Genomic DNA, 1412 nt, shown 5'->3' with positions numbered 1-1412 from the left:
GCGCGGGCTGGGCGCGGGAGCAGCGCCGGCTGGGCGGGCTGGGCACGGGCTCGGCGCGGGCTCGGCGGGGTCCGCGGGCGCGGCCGCGGGCTGAGTGCCGCTCTCCGGCCTCCGCGCCTGGGCCCACCCGTTGTCCCTCGCAAGCGATGACACCGCCTCAGCGCGGCAATCAGGACCGGGTCGCCTCGCGGGCCCCGCATCCGGGCGGGGCCCCCAGAGCGGAGCCCCCCAGCGAGTCCCCGAGAGCGGAGCCCCCGACCCGGGAGCCGGCGGGCCTTCACCACTCCCGCCACCGCTCCCCGAGCCGGTGCAACTCCGGGCTGCCGGCGGCGTGCCCCCGGTCGATCTGCCGGCGGACCGCGGCGCGGATCTGCCGCATCAGCACGGGCTCCGAGGCCGCCATCCGGTCGGTGACGCGCATGACCTCCCATCCGAGTTCACTCATCCGGGCGGTGACGTAGGCGTCGTATTGGCCCTGCTCACCGCGGTGGAACTCCCGGCCGTCGTAGAAGAGCGCGAGGCGGCACCACCGGTATCCCAGGTCGGGCGTGGCGAGCAGCCGCCCGTCGAGGTCGACCACACCGAACTGCAGGTCCGGCACCGGAAGTCCGTGCCGTCCCATCGCCAGCCGCAGCCGGGTCTCGGGCGGGGAATCGGCGCGGGGATCGCAGCGCGGCAGCCTGCCCAACGCCCGGGACACCCCGTGGGCGGGTCGCATCGCCAGCGCCGCCGCGGCCACGTCGGGAAGGGGTGTTCGCGTCGAGTTGCACAGGGAATCGGTGACCGCGATCGCCACCTCGTCGTCGTCGATCCATCTCAGCAGGTCCACCGCCGTGCGGGCCGGCGACGTGCAGGGAGTGCCGTCCACGGCGTGTCCCCGCGCCCCGGGGCCGAGCTCGCGGGCGAACCGGACGCGGATCCCGGGCGGCGCCTGCGGCCTCGACGAACTCAGCAGGTCCACCACCCCGTGCACGCACTCGGCGGCGAAGTAGCGCTCGCCGTGGAGCGCCGCCGCGGCGAACCCGCAGGCCACCGTGCCGGCGGGCGCCCAGAGCCACGCGGCCCGGACCAGCAGCGTCGCCTCCAGCTCCCCCGCCCCGGCCGCGTAGACCCCGGGGAAGACGCGGCTGAAGCGGCCGGCCAGCTCGCGCCGGGTGAGCACTCCCGCCCCCAGGGCCGCGGCCCCGCGGAAGGGTCGGCCCCCGAAGATCGCGGCCACGTACGCGGTCGTCTCCTCCGACGTCGGCGCCTCGACGCCGGAGCCCCCTCCTGCCATTCCGCCATCCTCCGCGGCGGCGAGCGCCTCGCGCCAGCGGGTCCGGGCTCCTGTGGATGGGGTCGACGACCATCCACAGGGGCCCTCGGCCGGGCTCAGCCGGGGTCGGCCTCAGCCCTCAGCCGCCCTCAGCCGC

1 protein-coding gene is annotated in these 1412 nt (G+C 77.0%); it reads right to left on the bottom strand.

Annotated features, from left to right (window positions below):
- Nucleotides 1–277 precede the first annotated feature (277 nt).
- The gene (locus B4M60_RS10715) at nucleotides 278–1276 is read right to left on the bottom strand and encodes a hypothetical protein (protein ID WP_291083467.1); all 999 of its coding nucleotides are present in this window, start codon (nucleotides 1274–1276) and stop codon (nucleotides 278–280) included.
- Between the last annotated feature and the right edge of the window lie 136 nt (nucleotides 1277–1412).

This window comes from Dietzia sp. UBA5065, from assembly GCA_002415925.1.
In the GTDB taxonomy this organism is placed as follows: Bacteria; Actinomycetota; Actinomycetes; order Mycobacteriales; family Mycobacteriaceae; genus Dietzia.
The sequence above is the reverse complement of the archived record's forward strand: the minus strand, read 5'-3'. Positions and strand labels throughout refer to the sequence as shown.